A 20,511-nucleotide genomic window follows, 5' to 3' on the forward strand; every position below is an offset into this window, starting at 1 on the left:
TTTATATAGATAGCTTTTCTTCAGCGAAAACTTGTTTGGCATTTGCCGTTGCTTTCGACACATAAGTCTCAAGGAGCTTTTGATGATCCTGACCTATGTCTTTGACAATCTGGCCTTCGTTCATCACCACAAGCTGGTCGGCAAGATCGAAATAACGATCATCATGGGAAATCACCACCACAGCTTTGCCTTGCGCCCGTAATTCGGGAAGAATATTACGGTAAAAAATATCTTTAAAAGTGGGGTCCTGATCCGCCGCCCATTCGTCAAACAGATAAAGATCTTTATCTTCAATGCAGGCAACCAGCAAAGCGAGCCGACGCTTTTGCCCGTCGGAAAGGGACAGGGTAGAAAAACGGCCATCGTCGAAGGTGACTTTATTTTCCAGCCCCAGGGCAAGCAAATACCTTTCCACCGTTTCTTTGACCCCTTGCTGCTCAGCCCCGAGCAAGCGTTCAAACAAATGATAATCAGAATAAATCGCTCCGATACATTGGCGAACCGCGTTAAGGGTACTCTCGTTGACTTTGACATCATCAAAACAAATTTCACCTGAGCTGGGCACATAATGCTGAGTGATAAGCTTAGATAGGGTCGATTTCCCTGAACCGTTGCCGCCGATGATAAAAGTGATCTCGCCGCGGTTAATCGTCAGGTTAAGCGGACCCACAGCAAAGCTTCCCGGCTGTTTGCTGTATGTGTATACCACGTCTTTAAGGTGCAGTTGCTGCCAGTTTTTGATGCTGGTTTGTGCCCGGTTAACCTGTTCTTCAGGCAAATCCCTAAACAGTTTATTCACCCGGCCCAGGGAAACCCTGGCGACAGATAATTGCGGGAAATAACCGAGAATGATGGCGATAGGGCCGGTGATGTATAACAACACCATGATCACGCCTATCAGGTCCTGGCTGGAAATGGCATTGTAATTAACAAAGATAAAACTGACGGCGCCAATCACAAAGAAGCTGATCAAATCACTGTAGTTAATGGCCACACGCACTATGGTATGGCCTTTTTTGTCATAGCCAAGTACCTGATATTCTTCTTTGATCAATTCTTCTTTAAAGAAGTCTTCACGTTTTAACTGGTTAAGCTTAAGCTCTTTGGCGCCGTTGATCAGGCCATGTATCGCACCGTGTAATTTATCGACGTGAACACGGGATTTTTTAAAATAACTCCGTCCCCACCAGGTTGGCAGCTGATAGGTGACCATGCCCCAAAAAATACATTGCACCACAAACCAGAAAATATCGCTGCTCAAATACCAGAGATAGCTCAGCATGCCGGCAAGGGTAACCATATTCACCAAGATATCAGGCAGAATGCGGGCTCCCATCACGATACGCGGGACATCGGTTGTCAGTGTTGCTATCAACTTGGCTGAGCCCATTTTTTCCAGAGCCAAAATAGGTGCCCTGGCAATACGGTTGTACATTTTTATCCGCAGCTCAGTGGTTACATCCATGGACACGCGCGTCAGGATCACCTGGGAAAGGGTTCTTGCCGTCAGGATAAAGGCACATAAAAACAGGAACATCTGAGCAAATGGCGCTTGGGCAATTTCAAAACCCAGCAACATTTCCGGCGGCTGTTGCACCAGCTTAAATTGCGCCTCTTCCTCCTGGAGCGCACTTAACACCAGGGGGATCATCAGGGCATAACTGATCCCCGCCAATGCCCCAAGAATGACGGAAATAAAAAGTCGGTTAGGCGCTTTTTCTATAAATGCATCAAATAACTTCATTGCAGCTTACTCTCAGTTCCCGGTTTGGCAGGCAAAAGCACAAGTGTGTCAACCGGTTTTTCAGCGGACATCTCGAGCATTTCAACATTACGAAACGGTTTCACCATGTCGTCGTAGTGGCGGCTCATAATATTGCCTGACTGCCCGGTGGAGTTCATCACAAGATGGCGTGTGTCGGCTTTGCTTAAGTCAATGATTTGCCGAAAGCCTGCGCCAAAAGTTTGCAGGTAGCCTTGCGCCTGCTCAAAAGATGAAACCGCGACATTAATGGAGTCCGGTGAACCGCCATTGCTGATCCTGCGCTCGAAAACTGCATCTAACAGTTTTGCGGAACTAAAGGGGGTATGCTGATATGAGGTATGGTGGACTTCACCCCATTGCCAATCCTTGGTATCGCTTCCCTGAAGTTTGGACAAGCGGGATATCGCCGATACCAGGGATGACTGTAAAATCTGCTCACAGCTTTCCGTTGCCTGGGTATTAACCTTGTCACACCAGTTATAGTCGCTGCTATGCTTTGCTTCGAGGATAGCTTTGATGTCCTCAACCGAAATAAAGCCACGCACCGTTCGCAGAAAGCTGTCCCGGGCGCCTTTACCCCATTGCATGGTTAACTCATCAGAAAACAACGCTTCTCTGAGAAAGCCGAGCCAGGTGTTGTAAAGGGTGGCGCCATAGCTGTCCCGAGCCATATCCCCGTTCCAGCTGCGCAGGTATTCAAGCGCTTTTTCCTGGGTTTGTGTTGCCGGTGTGACTTTTGTAAAAACCGGCAATAACGCCAGAGAGGAAAGATTAAGGGTATCTGCCTGGATGGTTTGCATTTGCTCGGCGCTTAATTTGCCTTGTTGCAACGCCTGTTTAAGCATATCCTGAATGCGGACAGCGCGGGCCGGTGGCGCCCAGTCTTGTGAAATAAAATAGGGATAATCTGCAGAGACCGCTTTGTTGTTGGCATTAATAATATAGCCTTCGGGAGGGTTATAGCTGCTCGGCCATTCATCAACCGGAATATATCCGAGCCACTGGTATTGATTGTCCCATCCCGGAACCGGGAGATTGCCTTTGCCGGTTTGTCGAAGCGGAATATGGCCGATCCCCAGGTAACCTATGTTTCCTTGTGTATCGGCATAGAGCATGTTCAGGTTTGGGGCTACATGCTGTTTTAATGCCGCGTTAAATTGCGCCCAATCCTGCGCATAGTTCAGGTCAAAAAAGGCCTGAAACGAAGTATCCTTATCATCCAAAGCGGTCCAACGCAGGGAAACAGCCTGCTCAGAAGTTTTAAAAACATCCGATATAACAGGTCCGTGACGGCCGGTGCGAATATTGACTTCTATCGGTTGTATGTCCTTGCGCAAACCGGCAGGAAAGTCTTGTTTAACATGAATAATTTCTTTTTTAACATCAAAAGGCAACCACTGGCCATCGGCAAGATACAGGTTGTTGTCGACATGGTTTATTTGCTCAAAAAACAGATCCTGGTTGTCTCCCATCATGGAAGATCCACCCCAGGCGATATGGCCATTTCGCCCGAAAATCACTAGGGGTAACCCCACCAAGGTCATGCCACTGGCGTTCAGCTTATCCCCCCGAAGGTTCGCGATATACCACAAAGAAGGGATTTGTAATCCCAAATGAGGGTCATTGGCCAAGATAGCCCCGCCATTTGCCGAATGTTGGCCGGAAACCGCCCAGACATTAGTGCCCACGTATTTGCCGCCGATTTGCAGATGCTGTTCAATGTCCAGCTGCAACTCCAGCATAGCCGCCATATTTTCCTGTCCGGCGGGGTCATATTCTGCGGTAACGGGCCCGTTGCCGGGATAATCCGAAAACAGGGTAGCCACTTGCTCAGGCGTTAATTGTTGTGAGGCTAAATGGCGGCTGATTTCCTTTCTGAAATTGCCGCTTAAATTCAGGGCAAAGACCTTGATCCACGCCAACGAATCTTGCGGAGTCCAGGGCTCAGGTTGAATATCGAGCAATGCAAACTCCGGCGGAAGTATCCCGGTCTGGTTCAGCCAGGCATTTATGCCGTCAGAGTAGGCAATAAGGGCTTGTTGGGCTTTGGGGGTTAACACCTGCCAGTCATCGGCGGCTTTTTCATAAAGTGATAAGGTTCTAAACCAGATATCCCGGTTAACACTACTTTTTCCGAAAACTTCACTTAGTCTTCCCTGGACGATTCGTCGCTGAACCTCCAATTGCCACAAGCGATCTTGAGCATGTGCGTAACCCAGGCCGAAATAGGCATCGTTATCACTTTGCGCGCTAATATTGACAATACCGCTTGGACTTCTTGCTATGGCAACCTTTGCCTGGATCCCGGTTACCGAGGTTTCCCCAGACAGCTGAGGTAAACTTTCAGCCATATGAAAATAGATATAACAAACGAAGAGTACTATTGGCAGCAAAGCGAATATAACTATTCGGCTTAAAATAGGATTAAATTTATACATCTAATACACTTACTTCTTTTTATTATTATTGTTGTTTTTTTGCCAGGAATGGGGCGGCAGATTTTAAGAAGAGTAAGTAAGCGTATCTAGCTTAACGCACTGTTCCTTGTGCATCACAGTGCTTGTGTAAAGCACTCATCCCTGTAATTCTTGGTGCCTGCTATAACATGCTTGCATCAAAGAATTAACAATTATCCTATAGAGGTTATTCGCCACAAGCAAGCCCTCAACCAACAAATTTGTACTTTTTTTGTATAGAAATGGTATGAAATTCATCCCAATCAGCGAAACGACTCCTTGGTGAGCCTATAAATTTGTGGCTTTGCGCGAAAGTTTTCAGCCACAACTGTAGACAAGTAGATTAATTTGATTTTTTACCCCGGCGCAATCTTGACAGCGATTAGTTCAAGCCAGTACTCTCATTAGCCTTGCAGAATAAAAATCACTTTTTTATTCTGCAAAAACAGCAGGCTTAACAGGCCAGGATATTTGGATAACATCGTTAATATTAAAGGAAAAAATAATGAATACAGCAATTGATTTTTATTTTGACTTCGGCAGTCCCACGTCCTATTTAGCCTATTACCGCCTGCAACAACTTAGCCGAAAATATTCAGCCCAAATACACTATAAGCCTGTATTGCTGGGAGGTATTTTTAAGCAGACAGAGAATGCCTCACCGGCTATGATCCCGGCCAAAGCCCGCTATATGATGCAACATGACCTGCCCAGGTTCGCCAAGCGCTATGTTATCGACTTTAAACTCAACCCGTATTTTCCCATCAATACCTTACCTTTAATGCGCGGCGCACTGGCGGCAGAGAAGTCAGGGTGTTTTGACCGTTATTGCCAAGTGGTTTTTACCGCCATCTGGCAAAAGGGCTTAAATCTGGGAGATATGGATATTCTTGCCCGGGAATTGGCGGCCGGAGATATCGATGTTAACACCTTAATGGCGTTAAGCCAGGGAAATGAAATTAAACAAACGCTTATCCGTTTAACCGATGAGGCCGTTGCCCGGGGTCTTTTCGGTGTTCCGACCATGTTTATTGGCGATGACATGTATTTTGGTCAGGACAGGTTAGATTTTATCGAAGAAACATTAACAGCGCGACAAAACAGCTGATAGATCTCACGCTAGCTTAACACAGGGCCGAATTGGCCCTGAGTTCTTCTTCTTTCTTTATTTCCCCTCTTGCTCTGTGCCATAGCCCGTCATTTTTCCGCTTTTCCCGCAAACGGGCTTACTTGATGCCCGTCACCGTTATTTAAATTTTTCTGCAATCAATTACCCGACTCATACGTTATTAGTTTGTCATTAATCAAAAGAGAAATTGCGATGAAATCTATAAAAGCTCTGTTACTCACCTGCGGCTTATTATTGGCTGCCACGGCTAATGCCGGTAGTTTTGACAGCAGTAAAGGCATGGAGCAAATGAATATTGAAGGTGAACTGGTCTGCATCGGTTGTAGCTTAAAGAAACTCTCGGGGGCAAATGCCCAGTGTTCGTTATACAGCCTGCATGATGTCGGGTTAAAACTGGCGGACGGTACCTTGTGGAGTTTTGTCAATAACGAAAAAGGCCATGACATTATCCGGGCGCATCATACGGTATTGCATAAAAAGGCCAGCATCAGCGGCTGGTTATATCCAAATGCCCACCAAATTGAAATAGCTGATATCAAGGTTGAAGGAGTCAATGCAGATGAGATAGCCAAGACGGCATGGCAAGAAGATCAAAAGATTGCCAAGGCACTTGCCAGTCGCAAGGTGGGTCAGGCACCGGAGCACAACCATGGCAAAGACCATCATTAGTTTCGTGTCCGTGGCTTATCAAGCTTTGCGGGGGTTAAATGGAAAATATCAATGAACTATTAACTGCCAGCTTGCAAGGCGGTGTTTTTGCCGCCATCGCCTTGGCCTTTCTCGGCGGCTTGCTCACCAGTGCAACCCCCTGCGTTTATCCGATGATCCCGATCACCATCAGTGTGATCGGCGGTAACAGCGGCAGCAGGCGCTTTAGCGGTTTCATTAATTCTGTCATCTATGTCGCGGGATTAGCCCTGGTATATGGCGGACTGGGCGTGCTAGCAGCGGCAACCGGCAGTTTGTTTGGCGAAATATCCACTCATCCCTGGGGCTATTTCCTGGTCGCCAATTTATGCCTGTTTTTTGCCGCTTGGATGATGGGTTGGGTAAATTTGCCGCAACTGGGATTTATGGCCAGTCCCGGCACTAACACTTCGTTGGGTAAAGGAAAAATATTACTGGCAGGCATGGCATCCGGTTTGGTTGCCGGCCCCTGTACCGCGCCTGTGCTGGCAACTTTATTAACCTTTGCCGCCACCAGCGGAGAATTGCTCTACGGCGGCTTGTTGTTATTTGTCTTTGCCTTTGGTTTGGGGACGCTTTTGATCCTTATCGGCACCTTTTCCTCCCTCGCCGCCAGAATCCCTAAGTCAGGCGCCTGGATGTTATGGACAGAACGCTTATTGGCACTGCTGATGCTGGGCGCGGCGGAGTACTTTTTCATACAAATGGGCATGTTACTGTTTTAAGGAGTATTGTGATGAAGATTTTAATGATTTTTTGCTTTTGCCTTCTGGTTAACCTGCCGGCAGCAGCAACGGCCTATAAGGGTGATACCGCGGCCGATTTTACCATCAGTGAAATTGACGGCAGTAAATTTCAGCTGTCGGACTATAAAGGTAAACAAGCGGTGTATCTAATTTTTTGGGCAACCTGGTGTCCTAACTGCAAGCGGGAGATCCCTAAACTAAAAGAGATCCATGCCAGCTATGGTGGCGATATCAAGGTACTGGCCATCAATACCAGCATCAACGACTCACTCAAAAAAGTAAAACACTATATAGAAAAACACGCATTAACCTATCCTGTGGCCTACGATACTGAGCGTAGAGTAACTAAACTTTATAGAGTAATGGGTACGCCGACCCAGCTGGTAATTGATATCAATGGCGTGATCCAATACCGCGCGGTCGAGGTGCCGGATGATTTGGCCAAACATCTGGAGCGGTTATTAACTGTAAAAAGCGATAGTTCGCATGCTGAGTAACGAGCAATTTAACAAACTATACCGGTACGGACTTTCGCTGTGTCAAAGTGAAGATCGGGCATATGATTTACTGCAATCATCACTGGAAAAATACTTGAGTAAAAATATTTCGATTGAACATCCGATGGCCTACTTGCGAACTATGATGCGCAATCAGTATTTTGACGAGCAGCGTCACCAGAAATTGCATCTGGTGAAGCAAAATGATCTCCAAGACAACCGGGATGCCTTTAAATCGCTGGAAGATATTTATATCGAACAGGATCAAATCCGGCACCTGTTAAATGAATTAGATGATGAAGAAAGGGAGTTAATGTTTTTATGGGCGGTAGAAGAATATTCAGTTCAGGAGGTTGCTAATATGCAGGGTAAACCTAAAGGTACATTGCTGTCTAAAATTCATCGCCTTAAGCAAAGATTAACAACAAAGTTTGCGAGTTTTCTTGAAACAAAGTCGGAGACTTGGTGATGAAAAAAACACTTAAACAAGATCTAGCGAATTTTTACCGGGATAAGAAACTTTCGCAGAAGCAGCTTGAGAGCTTGCAGCAGATACAGGCTAAAGCCGGTAATAATCAACTGGCAGGGCAGGGCAAAGCTTCCTGGTTTAAAACCTTACTACAGCTGCCGGTGAAAATGCTTAACTACTTCTACCAAGGCGACAAGGCAAGTTCATTAAAGCTTTCCTGGTCAATCAGTGCCTTGGCCGTGACATTTATATTGGTTCTTGGTATTCGGGCCGGTTTGCAGCCTTCTGTAGATGAGAGAATCGTCAGTGAAATTGCCTATAACCATAATAAACAGACAGCACTAGAAGTAAAATCTGCCACTTTAGCAGATGTCGGTAATTATCTGACTAAACTGGACTTCAGCCTGATTAATTCCGAGCGCTTTGCTTCGTCTGAGTGGGAATTGCAGGGGGGGCGCTACTGCTCGATTCAGGGCAATCTGGCGGCTCAGTTGCGTATCAAAAACAAGCAAACAGGTAAAGTGATGACCCTTTATCAGACTAAATTGCCACAGCACTCGCCGGTTATCCCCGCTAACCATTATGGCTATGATGCCGGGGTAAAGGTGGAGTTATGGTTAGAGAAAGGGCTGATGTTAGGGCTGGCACAAAGTGAAGTGGAATAACAGGAGATTAATCTTTTCTACTTCGGCATTTAAACATCGAGCTGTAGATATTCCTGCCGGTGTATTTTCTTTCACATAACATATCCCTGATAACAAGGCGCTTGTTCATACAAGCGCCCGAATAGCTAAAGCTAAACGACTGTCAGCATTAACCTGATAGCAATCAATAATTCCAGTTCTGAAAACGTTGATGCACCGCATTGCCGATATCTGTGCCTATGGTTTGCGAAGTATAGATCATCACTCCGTCACTGCTGGCTTTAGCCTGGTCCATCACATCACCGGTCGTGGTGGCATTAGGCGCCTCACAGCTGGTAGAGTGAGATGATGCATAAATCCCTGTCATCAGTAATTTATCTGTTGCTTTATTTGCCTGAGGCCATAACCAGTTTTTAAAGTCATTAAGTTCACCGGCATAATTATCTTCGGTGCCGACACCATGCATGTTCCAGCTGCCGGATGAGCCTGCACACTCATCTTTGCTTTTTTCATTGCGGTAATAAAAAATAAAACCATCAACATAATTTCGGCTATAGGCCTTGGTTTTTTGCTCCTGCGCAACATGGTTTTGCAGGATGTCGTAATAAGCCGTAGGTGTGAATAAGATATCCGGGTTTTCATGCCTTAAAGCCGAGAGCATTTGTCCCAGGTATTGTTCTGTAAACACATTGGGGTTATGGGAAAAATCGTCAACATTAATGGCGATGAGGTTAGGATACTGCTTAGCCAGTTTCCCGAGTAAGGTGAACCAGGCGGTATAATCCAGGGGATTTATTTCATTAAAACCATAATCGCTGAAGCGGCTGAACAAAGCAGTTTCATCCCAGTCGGTTCTGCTTGAGTCAGCCGGAATCGAACCTTTATGCGGACCCAATTCGAGCATTTTTCTTGTCACGGTTTGTCCCCCTTGATCCACATATTCATATTGATATGCCTGATTAGGGTTGATCAGGGTCACCATCACCTTAAGATCGGTGTTTTTAGTCTGTTCCAGAAATTCCACTAAGCTCAGATATTCCCTTCCGCGAATGTTGCTTTGCCATGGGTTGCTGCCGTTGATATAAGCGTCGGAGAGTAGAAAGTTGTAAACCCGGTGAGAGGTATCTTCCATATAGGTTTGCAATAAGCCCGGGTCTAATTGTGTTCCGTTTGTTGTTGCCGTGCGTAAAAAGCCTTTTCCCTGGGCATAACTGCCCCAGATATAACCATTTTTTTGCACCCGGCTTATCTTTTGGCTAAAAAAGTCCTTATTGGCATAAACCACAATATCTCCGTCGTTTCCCGGGCTGGCGCTTCTAAAGGAAACAAGTTCATCGCGATCATTATTTAAAATGGCATTCCCCGCCTCAATGCCGTTCCAGGGATATAGGCTGTCGCTGGTATAATTGGCGCCGTAGAGCACGGAAACTACACCCTTGTCAAAACCGTAATAAATTAAATAGCTATGGCTGTTTTTAAACAGTACGAATTCTTCACCGTTGTCCGGGTTACCGTCAAATTCCCCGGATGCCACATCCAGCCAGCTATAATGGTTGTCGCCGTAGGCATGGTTATAGGCGGCAATTTCATCAAAATCCCAATTGTTATCACTGTATATATCCCAGATCAGCACATCTTTCATGTCACCGACAGCTTGTCTTACCGCCAGTACTTCGTCCCTGCCGTCATTGTTATAATCGCCGGTTGACAGGCTGCGCCAATCATTTTCACTGGTAACGGTACTGATATTTTTAGACGACTTTATTTTCAGGCTATTGGTAGCGGTGTCCGTTGCCAGCAAAATAAATTGCGACCAGGATTTTTTCGCCACCACCAGCTCATCCATGCCGTTGCCGTTAAAATCTCCTGCAGTAATATCAACCCAGGGATAATTACCACCGCCAATTTTTAAAGTGCTGACTTCAATTAACTGATTATTCTGATATTGATAAACAATAATGTTGGGAGAGCTGCCATCGGTAGAGTTTCGTAAGATGGCGATCTCATCTTTACATAAGGCGCTATCTCCCTTGGCAAAACCGCATGAACTGCCTTCAGTTGCCAGGTTACCCGATGTTATTGCGATAAAATCTTGCTCCGGCAGATCCGCTAAGGTAAAACTGGTATTTTTACTTGCTTGACCTTCTTTATCGTCACTTAAATAAGTATGAGGAGAGCTGTTAATTTTTAATATTTTAGCTTCTTTATCGTAAAAGGCGTACTCATCAATACCGTCGCCATCAAAATCCCCCATCGCCATCGCATGACCGGTAAAGCCATCGCTAAAATCAGCTGATATAACCTGATCTAATCGGGAAACACCAGCCTGGCTGACAAGTGGCAAGGCCAGCAGCAGCGGGAGCAGCCGAGGTGAAAATAGTGTTTTTAACATAATGATCCTTATATAGTTTTTAATATCCACTACCCGAAAAATAATCAGGCAACACCAAGCCTTATGTTAACACCATGTAAAAGAAGCACAAATAACATTCACCTGCCGGCATCTCTTTTCCGGTATTACAAGGCGCCAGGGCGTTATCTGCTAATATTCAAATGACTGAAATCAACAATGCGCCTTAGATAACAGGAAAACCGTTAGATATGAGCAAGAAATCGCAATATGAAAAGAAAATAAAAACCTTGTATAGCGATGCTTATAAATGCATAGATAAAAATTTCGTCAATGCGTTAGATGCCCTCCATATCCCCCATATCTATGGCAATATTATCACCGAGTTGCCTGAAAACGCGCCTCCCGATCTGATCAGCTACATCATCAAGTGCAGCCTCAAAGATTTACAACAATATGAACTAACCGGCATATACCTTATTAACGACAACTTAGCCCCATCAAAACCAAGCTTTTTTATTGTTACCAGGCAAACCCTGCCAGAGTCATTAACCGACAAGGAACACTTATTAAATCAATGGCGCCGACAAGCACAGCAATTGGCGCCAGCTCTTGATGTGATTTTTTGCGATGAAATGAATTACCTTGCCAGAAAAGATGTTTGCACCGGAGGCAGATGTGAAGCCGAGCTAAATACCGGGGAAAAATGCCCGGAAAGTCGTTGTATTTGCTTCCCTTACTTGGCACACCACGAGGGATTCCAATTATTGTTTATTGACGTGAATGATTGATTTATTTACCATAAACCACGGAGCAGTCTGAAGTTCAACCGCTTCACTTCCTTAAAGGCCAATAAAACTTAGCCCTAAAGAGCATGCCAGTAAAATGGCAATCCATAACGCCATATTGCCTACCGTTTGCGCACGCGCCAAAATGCCGCTCGGCCTGTGATATTTAGCTACCAGGGCTAACAGCTGTTTGAGTTTAGCGAGAAAGACTTGCCGGATATGCTGATCTGTTTGCCAAATTATATTGCTTAACTTTGACCAAACATTAGCCAGCAGACGCCGATAGAACCAATCGACATCCAGGTTTACCGAAGGTAATTCTGGCGGATAAAGCCCCTTGAGATTTAACCAGAGAAAAGCCAGGGCAGCAAAACACAGCAGTTGCGTTTGTGCCAAGACATGGGAGACATCATAAGGCTGGTACGCGCTAGTAAAGGGCAGTAGCTGATACAACAAATTCGGATAAATGCCGATTGCCAGGCATAAGGTGGCGGCAATAACCATGGCCAGCAGCATATTATTTGGCGGATCCTGGCTACGGATACCGCTATCGTGGGCAAAAAAGGCAAAATAGGGGATCTTGATCCCGGCATGATGAAAGACCCCCGCCGATGCAAAAAGCAGCGCCAGCCAAATCCACTCGTGGCCCTGATTGAGCGCAGCAGTCATCACCATAGACTTGCTGACAAAACCGTTAAACAAAGGAAAAGCGGAAATTGATGCCGCGCCGACCAGGCACAGCAAGGTGGTTTTCGGCATGGTTTTATACAAGCCCCCCAGTTCAGAGCCGTTGATACGTCCTGTCATCTGCAGCACCGCCCCCATAGACATAAACAACAGGCCTTTAAACAGCACATCATTAAAGGCATGGGCTACGGCGCCATTGAGGGCAAGTTCAGTGCCTATACCGATCCCCACCACCATAAAACCGAGTTGGTTGATCAAACTGTAGGCCAACACCTGGCGCAGGTCATTTTCAATCACCGCATAAAAGATAGGAAAACAGGTCATCACCGCGCCGATATAGATCAGGATCTCACTGCCGGGAAAGCCTCTGGCCAACCCATAAACCGCCACTTTAGTGGTAAAGGCGCTTAAAAAAACGGTACCGCTGGCAGTTGCATTCGGGTAGCCGTCAGTAAGCCAGGTGTGCAGCATAGGAAAAGCGCATTTGATACCGAAAGCGAAAAATATCAACCAGGCGCCTGTACCCTGCAATGACATATAAGTAAAAGCTAAGCTGCCGTGCTCTTGCCAGTAAAAGAGCGTACCGAGCAAAAGCAACAAACCTGAGATGACCTGATAAGCCAGGTAGCGTAATCCGCTGGCATATGAATCGGCACTGCGCCGCGCCCAGATAAGAAAAACAGAAGAAAGCGCCATCATTTCCCAAAAAATAAACAGGGACAATAAATCACCGGAAAAGACCGCTCCCAGCGCCGCTGCGGTATAAAGCAAACAGGCAAGCTGCTGCACCTTATCACGCACATGCAGCGCATAAACAATGCAGAAAAAAGAGGCAAGATGAAAAAGATAGCCAAAAAAGGTGCTGAGCTTATCAACTCTTAACGGCATCAGCTGCAAGTCGACTAAAGTAACTTGCCAGAGCAGGCCTTGCTCGAGTTGCCATAAATTTAGCGCCCCCCACAATGGAGCCGCTAACATTAACACAGTTACCAAGGGCCCCCTGCTAAAAAAAACAAACAAGGCTATGATCATAAAAGGCATAAACGGAGGAAGTTCAGGGAGCCACATCTTTTCCTCCTGCCTTACCCGTTTGCTCCGGGTTTGTCTCATCACCTTGCTTTTCTTTGAGGTAATAATCCGGCGGACGTTTTAAAAATATCCGCATCCACTTGGCAACGATCACCAATAACACACAACCGATAAAACCGTAAAACGCATAAAAACCCGGTATATGCTCCCAGGGATGACTGCTATGGCGATGCAAAACAAAGTCCAGGGCAAATAGAAGTATACAAATGCCAGCTAGCAAACCAATCACCCGCCTGACATTTTCCGGCTTATCAAAAAGGTACTTTTTCTCTTGCGCCCCGACCTTTGACGGCATAGCTTTTTTCTGTGTCATCTTACCTCTCCTCCTTGCGTGGTAGTGACAGCAGCAGCCAGGTCAAACAGCGGTTGTGGGAATAAGAACAACAGCAAACACGCCAGGGTTGAAATACCTATGGCGATTAAAACCGGTAAAGGCGCTTCCTGGCGCACCGAACTTCTGGGGCCGGGTTCACTACCCGGGAAAAAAGCGCGCACCGGGATCGCCAATAAATAAAAAATACTCATCAAGGAGCTCAAACATAATACCAGCAGTAGCAACCATTGCTGAGCATCTAACACCCCCTGCAATAAAAACCATTTACTCCATACACCCGCTGTCGGCGGGAGACCGATAATGGCCAAACTGGCAATAAAAAAGGCGACCATGGTAAAAGGCATCTGCCGGCCAAGGCCCGCCATCTGACTGATTTGCTTTTTTCCGGTTCTTATCACAATGGCTCCGGCGCAAAAAAACAAGGTAATTTTACCAAAGGCATGAATGACCATATGCATGCCCCCGGCAATAACACCGGCATTATTGGCCAGCAGTGCTGCTATGGTGACATAGCCCAGCTGGCTGATGGTTGAATAAGCCAGGCGCTTTTTAAGGTTATCCTGGCGCATCGCCACCAATGAGGCCAGAAAAACAGACGCACCGGCCAGATAGAGCAGCGCCTGGCTACTGACCAGGTCCGGCATTAATTCCAATCCAAAAATATAGCTGCACACTTTTAATATGGTAAAGACACCGCCTTTTACCACAGCCACCGCATGTAACAGCGCACTGACCGGGGTAGGGGCGACCATGGCCGCCGGCAACCAGCGGTGAAAGGGCACAACAGCTGCTTTACCTATGCCCAAAATAAACAACACCAGAAGCACAGCACAAGTGCCGGGGGCAGCCTGGTGGCCAAAGATACCTCCCGGGGCAAAATCCAGGGTTCCGGCAACTAACCAGGTACCCATAATGGCGAGCATAAAAAAGATAAACGAGGTTGAAAGTAATAGCGCCAGATAAGTACGTCCGCCACTTTTAGCCTTATCATCACCTGCATGGGTGACCAGGGGATAGGTCGACAAGGTTAACAATTCATAAAAAACGAACAGGGTAAAAAGGTTGGCAGCAAAGGCTATGCCCATCACGGTGGCAATAGCGATGGCAAAAAACTGATAAAACCGGGTTTGTCCTGATTCTCTCAGCCCTCTCATATAACCTATCGAATAAATACTGGTCACCAGCCATAAAAAACTCGCCATTAACGCAAATAACAAAGCCAAAGGTTCGGTAGTAAAACTTAACTCCAGCCCGGGAATAACTTCAAACCAGACAAGCTTTAACTCAAACCCCAGGCTGAGATTACGGTACAGGCTATAGCTAAGCAGCACCAGCATAGCGCTGGTGACCAGGGAAATGGCTTCGCGGACGTTGGGACGCTTATGTGCCAGGCGAATGGCCAAAGTAGCGGCTAAAGGCAATAAAATGGTGAGTTGCAGCTGCCATTCATTACTGATAAAGGCCGATAATACATTGCCTGTTATCATGGCGCACCTCCAAGTAAAGCTTGCGCCGTTAATTCTGTTACCGCTATGGTGAAACTGGCATCACAGCCAAAATACAGGTTAGCCAACACCAGGATCCAGGTGGGCAGCAATAAGCGTAACGGCGCCTCTTTAATCTGGTTATGCCCGGCTTTAGCCGGGGAAAAGTAAGCCGTTTCTACGATGCGCCAGACATAAACCACGGCCAATAGCGAGCCAAGTAGAATAAAGATAGCCAGCGGCCACCAACCGTTTTCCAAAGCGGCACGTAAAAGATACCATTTACTGATAAAGCCAACGGTGAGCGGAAGGCCAATTAAACTTAAACCGCCGATCACTATCGCTGCCATCGTCCAGGGCATACGTTTACCCAGACCGGCAAATTGCGTTAACTCGACGCTGCCCAGCCGGTACATGACTCCGGCCAAAGCTAAAAAAAGCGCCCCTTTCATCAAAGCATGATTGAAAAGATGTAATAAGGTCGCGATCAAACCATTGGTACTGTTCATGGCAAGTGCCAACATCATGTAGGCAATTTGCGCGACACTGGAATAAGCAAAGAGTTGTTTGACATTTTGCTGGTAGATGGCCATCACTGAAGCAGTCAAAACACCGGCAATACCGAGCACAGATAAAATTTCCTGAAGGGGCAGGGTAGTAAAAGAAAACTCCCCGCCAAAAACAGTAAATATAAAACGCAGCAAAATATAAATCGCCACTTTAGTAGCCGTTGCCGCAAGCAGCGCGCTGACCACAGAAGGCGCATAGGCATAGGCATTTGGCAGCCACCAGTGCAGTGGAAACAATGCTAGTTTCAGGCAAACCCCAAGGATAAGAAAAGAAAAGGCGGTCACCACAGTTCGGGATTCTTCTACTTGGGGCAAACGCTCGGACAAATCAAACATGTTCAGGGTACCGGTAACCATATACATCAGGCCAATGCCGATCAAAATAAAACTGGCTCCCAGGGTACCCACCAGTAAATAACGAAACGCCGCGGTTAACGCCTGGCGTTTTTGCCCCAGAGCGATCAAGGTGTAAGAGGAGAGTGCAGAAATCTCTAAAAAAACAAATAAGTTAAAAGCATCGCCGGTGGCAATTATGCCCAACATACCCGCCAGGCATAATAAAAAAACGACGTAAAATAACTTGTGCTTATTTTCATTTAATTCAGCGGTAATACTGGCATGGGCGGTCAGCAAAATAATGCTGGTAATACTGGATACGATCAACAGCAGGTAGGCATTAAGCAGATCTATCCGATACTCAATGCCAAAGGGAGCACTCCAGCCGCCAAGGCTGTAGTGGATAGTGCCGCTTTCTTGCACTTGCTGCAGTAAAACCAAGCTGATGACAAAGGTCATTGCGCTTGCCAGCAAGGCAAAAAACCATAGCAATTTGCTGCGGCCAACCAGCAGGCAACAGGGGGCCGCCAGCAACGGCACAATGACCTGTAAAATAGGTAATTGTGCGATCACGGCTCTTCATCCATAGCCTGTATTTCGTCTTCTTCAATCGTACCGTAGGCTTGTTTAATGCGGATCACTAAAGCAAGCGCAAGGGCTGTTGTGGAAATGCCGACGACTATGGCGGTTAAGATCAACACATGGGGCAGGGGGTTGGAATAAAGTTCAACTCCCTGTTGGATAATAGGTGCGATTGCCCCGGTAACTTTGGCCATGCTGATGTAAAAAATATAAAGGGAAGTCTGGAAAATGCTCAGGCCGATAATTTTTTTTACGAAGTTACCGTGGGCGATCAAGATATATAAGCCGGTCATCATCAGCAACATCACCACCCAGTAATTAAAGAGCTCAAAAAAATTCATTGCTGACCTCCCCGATCTGCCATGCGTCCGGTAAAGGTCATAAAAATCAATATAATGGTCGCCGCCACGGTAATACCCACCCCGATCTCAACCACAAAAATGCCCAGGTGCTGGGCCTGCACGGGATCGGATGACAACATATTGTAATCGAGAAAATTTTCGCCAAACAAAAGCGAAAGCAGACCGACACTGCCGAAAATCAACACCCCCAGCGCCGACAAAAATTCCAGCCAGGCAAGACTGATGGTTTTTTGGGTTGCCCTGAGTCCGAAAATCATGACATAGAGGATGATCACCGAAGCGAAAATCACCCCCGCCTGGAAGCCGCCGCCGGGGCCAAAATCCGCATGAAACTGTACATATAAGGCGAATAATAAAATCAGGGGAATAAGCATCTTGGAGACAATGCGTAAGATAGCATGTTGCTTCATCGGCACCGGTTGCTTGCTTGTTACCCGTTTGCTTTTACCCTCGCTGTCCTTGGCTGGTGATGTTGCTCCCCTTAATAACACCAATACTCCCATACCGGCGGTAAAAATAACGATCAGCTCTCCCAGGGTATCATAGCCCCGGTAGCTGGCTAATACGCTGGTCACGATATTGATAATGCCGGTTTCACCGAGCGATTGGGTAATATAGTGCGTTGCTATGTGCTGATGCGCAGGGGCGTAAGCCGAGCCAAAAGGAGGCATTTGCAAGGTGCCGTAAATCAATAAACTTGCTGTTATAGCTACAGAGAAAACTGCCAATAGCGGCTTATGACGCTGCTTTTTTTCAAAACGCCCCGTTAGGGTTAATGCCGAAAGCAATAATAAAGTCGAAATGCCGATCCCCACCGCCGCCTCGGTGAAAGCAACATCGACCGCGTCCATCACCATAAAAAAACTGGCACATAAAAACCCATAAATGCTTAATAACATCACGATCGCGAACAAGTCGTGCATGCGGACAATGGCAAACACAGTAAGCAGTAAAAAGCATAATAAAACAATATGGATTAATGATTCGATGAGGCTTCTCCGTTATTGCTTGCTGCCGTGCCCGCTGTTTTGGTTAATTTGGCCGCCAGGCCTTCCTGTTTGGCGGCATTTGCCAGACTGTAAGTGATGGTCGGTCCGGTAAGCAGGATAAAGACCAAGATCAGGATTAATTTGGTCAAACTGATATCCCAGCCGCTTTGCAGCATTAAACCCACTAAAATAAAGGCTGTACCCAGGCTATCGGTAATGCCCGTTGCATGCATACGGCTATAAAAGTCAGGAAAACGGAAAAGACCAATGCCGACAATCAGGTTACAAAGGCTGCCGAGCAATAAACAAATAAAGCTCAGGGTATTAAAAATCTCTGTCATCGCTTTTCCCTATCCCTTTCTTGTTCCTGTGCCGGTTGCTGGTATTCAACAAAACGCAAGACGCCGACAATGCTGACAAAATTCAGCAAAGCGTAAAGCATGGCAATATCGAGAAAATAGGAGTGCCCGGATAAAAATCCCAGCACAGCAATGAGTAACACGGTTTTAGTACCAAACAGGTTAGCCGCCAAAATCCGGTCATAAAGGCTCGGCCCGATATAAGCGCGCAACAGGGCAAGAAACATAATAATAAAAATGGCCAGGATAGACGCCAACAACATTAGCTTTCCAGCTCTTTGATACGCTTGGCCATTTCACCGTTTAATAACGCCTCGGCCAACTCCCGGGTAAGGGCATGCACCTGAATCGAGTCCCGATCAAGGTGCAGGCTTAAGGTGCCGGGGGTTAAAGTAATTGAGTTGGCAAAAATAACCTTACTAAGATCGTCTTTAAAATCAAGCGGAATGGTGATGATGGTCGGACTTAAGGCTTTTTCTCCCCGAAAGATTAACTTCAACACATAAAAGCTACTGTAAACAATTTCTTTGAGCAGCCAGGCATAGAAGGGAACAATGCGGCTGAACAGGTGCAGGGGTAATGACTCCCGGTCAAGCAAACGCATACGCCGGGTAATGAGCAACACCAGCATAATCGACACAAAGCCCAGGAAAAACAGTAACCCGGTATGAATCTCTGAATTAGATGCCCAAAAAGCGAGCAATAGCAAAAATAAACTAAAGGTATAACGCATAAAGTTATTCTCTATGTGATCTGTCGGCTGTTAGCCGATCGATAAAACAACCGGCTTTAATCTTGTTCCAGCTTGACCACCAAACAATCGGCGCGCAGATTATGCAGGACTTTTTCTGTGGTATTACCGTGAAAATAACTACTGATCCCATGATGACCCATACAGCCCATGATCACCAAGTCACAGTGTAACTCTCCGGCTAGATGGGGAATGGTTTTTTCCGGAGGTCCCGAGCCGATATGCCCGGGAACTGTATCCATCTCAAACTCGGCCAATAACGCAGCCATTTTCTCTTTTGCTTTTGGGGATTTTTTCTGCTCGATTTCGTGCCTGTCCACCAGCTCTAACTCCAGCAAAGGTTTGGCAATGGGAATACTGTATGCGGCATGTAGCTGATGATCATAAGCTAATGACCAGAAATTTCCCCAGCCCAGTACCGACTTGTTCAGTTGCTGGTGCTGACTTTCATCGGTTGATAAATCCAGGGACAATAAAATATTGGCCTCAGGTTTCCATTTGATATGAGAGGCGATCAAAATAGGACAGGATAATTGGCGCAGCAACTGCCAGTCGGTCGGGGTATGAAACAGGGACTCAGTGCGGTGACGGGTTTTAACCACAAGGTCTACGTTTTTTTGCCGGCAATGTTCGAGCACCCAGTCGGCAATATTATCGCTGTTAACCACTTTACTGGTGATCTCACTAACATCCTGAAAAATTTTTTGAATATTATTCGCCAGTAACTCTCTGGCTTGATCCATTTGCTGTGCAACAGTAAATTGTGAGTCATCTCCACAATGAATGAATTTAATGATTTCCAATCTGGTACCTATTGGCAGGCTGAGATCATAAGCCTTTTCCAATGCAAAGGTTTCATCATCTTTGATATCCGCAATCACTAAAACATTCTTCACCATGGCTTTACTCCAGTTATGAAGGGACATCACTCTGAGTTTGTTACTCAATCCGTCGATGCATAAACTAAAAGCTAATTGAACGTCCGATCCGATAAATCGTTAACTATAGAGTATAGATTATGGGGAGAATATTGGCATTTGAGCTCGATGAACAAGCACAACACAAAGGTAACCACCTGCCTTTAAAGGCATTTTCAACCATTGCGCGGATAGAAAATACCATGCCAGCGATGATGATGTTTCATTGCTTAGCTGACTAAGCGACAAGGCAAAGGCCGATACGGCAAAAGTCATTCAGGATAATGCAGATAAAATTTTGAACAAAAATCACTCAACTCAGGTTCTAAGAACGTCAGTTTTCCTTGGTAATCACACTCACTTAAGAAATATGCCAACATTACGTTTTAAAAAGACAGAAAGAGATATCGTCAATTCAGGAGACTTACATGACAGAACATGTGCCTGTAACAGAAATTAGAGGATCTGGTAGATCTCAGACTAGCGACAAGTTCCTCTTTTTACAGCAGCCAAACGACAGT

The 20,511-nt window shown here is 46.2% G+C and carries 20 protein-coding genes; 7 read left to right on the forward strand and 13 right to left on the reverse strand.

Annotated features, from left to right (window positions below; translation table 11 throughout):
* Window position 1 precedes the first annotated feature (1 nt).
* The gene (locus QL234_RS27560) at window positions 2-1,744 is read right to left on the reverse strand and encodes a cyclic peptide export ABC transporter (RefSeq protein WP_281560972.1); all 1,743 of its coding nucleotides are present in this window, start codon (window positions 1,742-1,744) and stop codon (window positions 2-4) included.
* Window positions 1,741-4,116, reverse strand: a complete 2,376-nt coding sequence (locus QL234_RS27565) for a penicillin acylase family protein (RefSeq protein ID WP_281560973.1) — start codon at window positions 4,114-4,116, stop codon at window positions 1,741-1,743. The genes QL234_RS27560 and QL234_RS27565 overlap by 4 nt, the downstream gene beginning before the upstream one ends.
* 610 nt (window positions 4,117-4,726) lie before the next feature.
* Here QL234_RS27565 and QL234_RS27570 point away from each other — a divergent pair.
* From QL234_RS27570 to QL234_RS27595, 6 genes are all read left to right on the forward strand, one after another.
* Entirely contained in the window at window positions 4,727-5,329 is a 603-nt protein-coding gene (locus tag QL234_RS27570; protein ID WP_281560974.1) for a 2-hydroxychromene-2-carboxylate isomerase, read from the forward strand.
* Window positions 5,330-5,542: 213 nt separating this feature from the next.
* Window positions 5,543-6,019: a hypothetical protein gene (locus QL234_RS27575; protein WP_281560975.1), complete on the forward strand. Its 477-nt coding sequence runs from the start codon at window positions 5,543-5,545 to the stop codon at window positions 6,017-6,019.
* A 38-nt stretch (window positions 6,020-6,057) separates the two neighbouring features.
* Window positions 6,058-6,762, forward strand: coding sequence for a cytochrome c biogenesis protein CcdA (locus QL234_RS27580; protein ID WP_281560976.1), 705 nt, complete (start codon window positions 6,058-6,060; stop codon window positions 6,760-6,762).
* An 11-nt stretch (window positions 6,763-6,773) separates the two neighbouring features.
* Window positions 6,774-7,280 (forward strand): TlpA disulfide reductase family protein, encoded by a 507-nt coding sequence (locus QL234_RS27585; RefSeq protein WP_281560977.1) that lies wholly within the window; start codon window positions 6,774-6,776, stop codon window positions 7,278-7,280.
* Window positions 7,270-7,749 (forward strand): sigma-70 family RNA polymerase sigma factor, encoded by a 480-nt coding sequence (locus QL234_RS27590; protein ID WP_281560978.1) that lies wholly within the window; start codon window positions 7,270-7,272, stop codon window positions 7,747-7,749. Before QL234_RS27585 ends, QL234_RS27590 begins: the two co-directional genes overlap by 11 nt.
* Entirely contained in the window at window positions 7,749-8,414 is a 666-nt protein-coding gene (locus QL234_RS27595; protein ID WP_281560979.1) for a hypothetical protein, read from the forward strand. The genes QL234_RS27590 and QL234_RS27595 overlap by 1 nt, the downstream gene beginning before the upstream one ends.
* A 163-nt stretch (window positions 8,415-8,577) precedes the next feature.
* Here the strand turns inward: QL234_RS27595 and QL234_RS27600 are convergent, their stop codons facing one another.
* Window positions 8,578-10,785: a VCBS repeat-containing protein gene (locus QL234_RS27600; RefSeq protein WP_281560980.1), complete on the reverse strand. Its 2,208-nt coding sequence runs from the start codon at window positions 10,783-10,785 to the stop codon at window positions 8,578-8,580.
* Window positions 10,786-10,994: 209 nt separating this feature from the next.
* Between QL234_RS27600 and QL234_RS27605 the strand changes: the two genes are divergently transcribed.
* Window positions 10,995-11,534, forward strand: a complete 540-nt coding sequence (locus QL234_RS27605; RefSeq protein WP_281560981.1) for a hypothetical protein — start codon at window positions 10,995-10,997, stop codon at window positions 11,532-11,534.
* Between the two features lie 51 nt (window positions 11,535-11,585).
* Here the strand turns inward: QL234_RS27605 and QL234_RS27610 are convergent, their stop codons facing one another.
* Genes QL234_RS27610 through QL234_RS27655 form a run of 10 tightly spaced genes read right to left on the reverse strand, consistent with a single transcriptional unit; the run spans window position 11,586 to window position 19,972 of the window.
* The gene (locus tag QL234_RS27610) at window positions 11,586-13,328 is read right to left on the reverse strand and encodes a Na(+)/H(+) antiporter subunit D (RefSeq protein ID WP_348650741.1); all 1,743 of its coding nucleotides are present in this window, start codon (window positions 13,326-13,328) and stop codon (window positions 11,586-11,588) included.
* Window positions 13,273-13,620, reverse strand: coding sequence for a hypothetical protein (locus QL234_RS27615; RefSeq protein ID WP_281560983.1), 348 nt, complete (start codon window positions 13,618-13,620; stop codon window positions 13,273-13,275). Before QL234_RS27615 ends, QL234_RS27610 begins: the two co-directional genes overlap by 56 nt.
* Window positions 13,617-15,128, reverse strand: coding sequence for a proton-conducting transporter membrane subunit (locus QL234_RS27620; protein ID WP_281560984.1), 1,512 nt, complete (start codon window positions 15,126-15,128; stop codon window positions 13,617-13,619). Before QL234_RS27620 ends, QL234_RS27615 begins: the two co-directional genes overlap by 4 nt.
* Entirely contained in the window at window positions 15,125-16,603 is a 1,479-nt protein-coding gene (locus QL234_RS27625) for a monovalent cation/H+ antiporter subunit D family protein (protein ID WP_281560985.1), read from the reverse strand. Before QL234_RS27625 ends, QL234_RS27620 begins: the two co-directional genes overlap by 4 nt.
* Entirely contained in the window at window positions 16,600-16,953 is a 354-nt protein-coding gene (locus QL234_RS27630; protein ID WP_281560986.1) for a cation:proton antiporter subunit C, read from the reverse strand. The genes QL234_RS27625 and QL234_RS27630 overlap by 4 nt, the downstream gene beginning before the upstream one ends.
* On the reverse strand, window positions 16,950-17,963 hold the full coding sequence (locus QL234_RS27635) for a DUF4040 domain-containing protein (protein ID WP_281561027.1): 1,014 nt from the start codon (window positions 17,961-17,963) through the stop codon (window positions 16,950-16,952). Before QL234_RS27635 ends, QL234_RS27630 begins: the two co-directional genes overlap by 4 nt.
* Window positions 17,951-18,304: a monovalent cation/H(+) antiporter subunit G gene (gene mnhG / locus QL234_RS27640; RefSeq protein ID WP_281560987.1), complete on the reverse strand. Its 354-nt coding sequence runs from the start codon at window positions 18,302-18,304 to the stop codon at window positions 17,951-17,953. Before mnhG ends, QL234_RS27635 begins: the two co-directional genes overlap by 13 nt.
* Window positions 18,301-18,585 carry a monovalent cation/H+ antiporter complex subunit F gene (locus QL234_RS27645; protein WP_281560988.1) on the reverse strand — a complete coding sequence of 95 codons (285 nt, stop codon included), beginning with the start codon at window positions 18,583-18,585 and terminating at the stop codon, window positions 18,301-18,303. Before QL234_RS27645 ends, mnhG begins: the two co-directional genes overlap by 4 nt.
* On the reverse strand, window positions 18,585-19,055 hold the full coding sequence (locus tag QL234_RS27650; protein ID WP_281560989.1) for a Na+/H+ antiporter subunit E: 471 nt from the start codon (window positions 19,053-19,055) through the stop codon (window positions 18,585-18,587). Before QL234_RS27650 ends, QL234_RS27645 begins: the two co-directional genes overlap by 1 nt.
* A gap of 56 nt (window positions 19,056-19,111) precedes the next feature.
* On the reverse strand, window positions 19,112-19,972 hold the full coding sequence (locus QL234_RS27655) for a universal stress protein (RefSeq protein WP_281560990.1): 861 nt from the start codon (window positions 19,970-19,972) through the stop codon (window positions 19,112-19,114).
* Window positions 19,973-20,511 lie beyond the last annotated feature (539 nt).

Source organism: Thalassomonas sp. RHCl1 (assembly GCF_947387555.1).
Lineage (GTDB): Bacteria > Pseudomonadota > Gammaproteobacteria > Enterobacterales > Alteromonadaceae > Thalassomonas.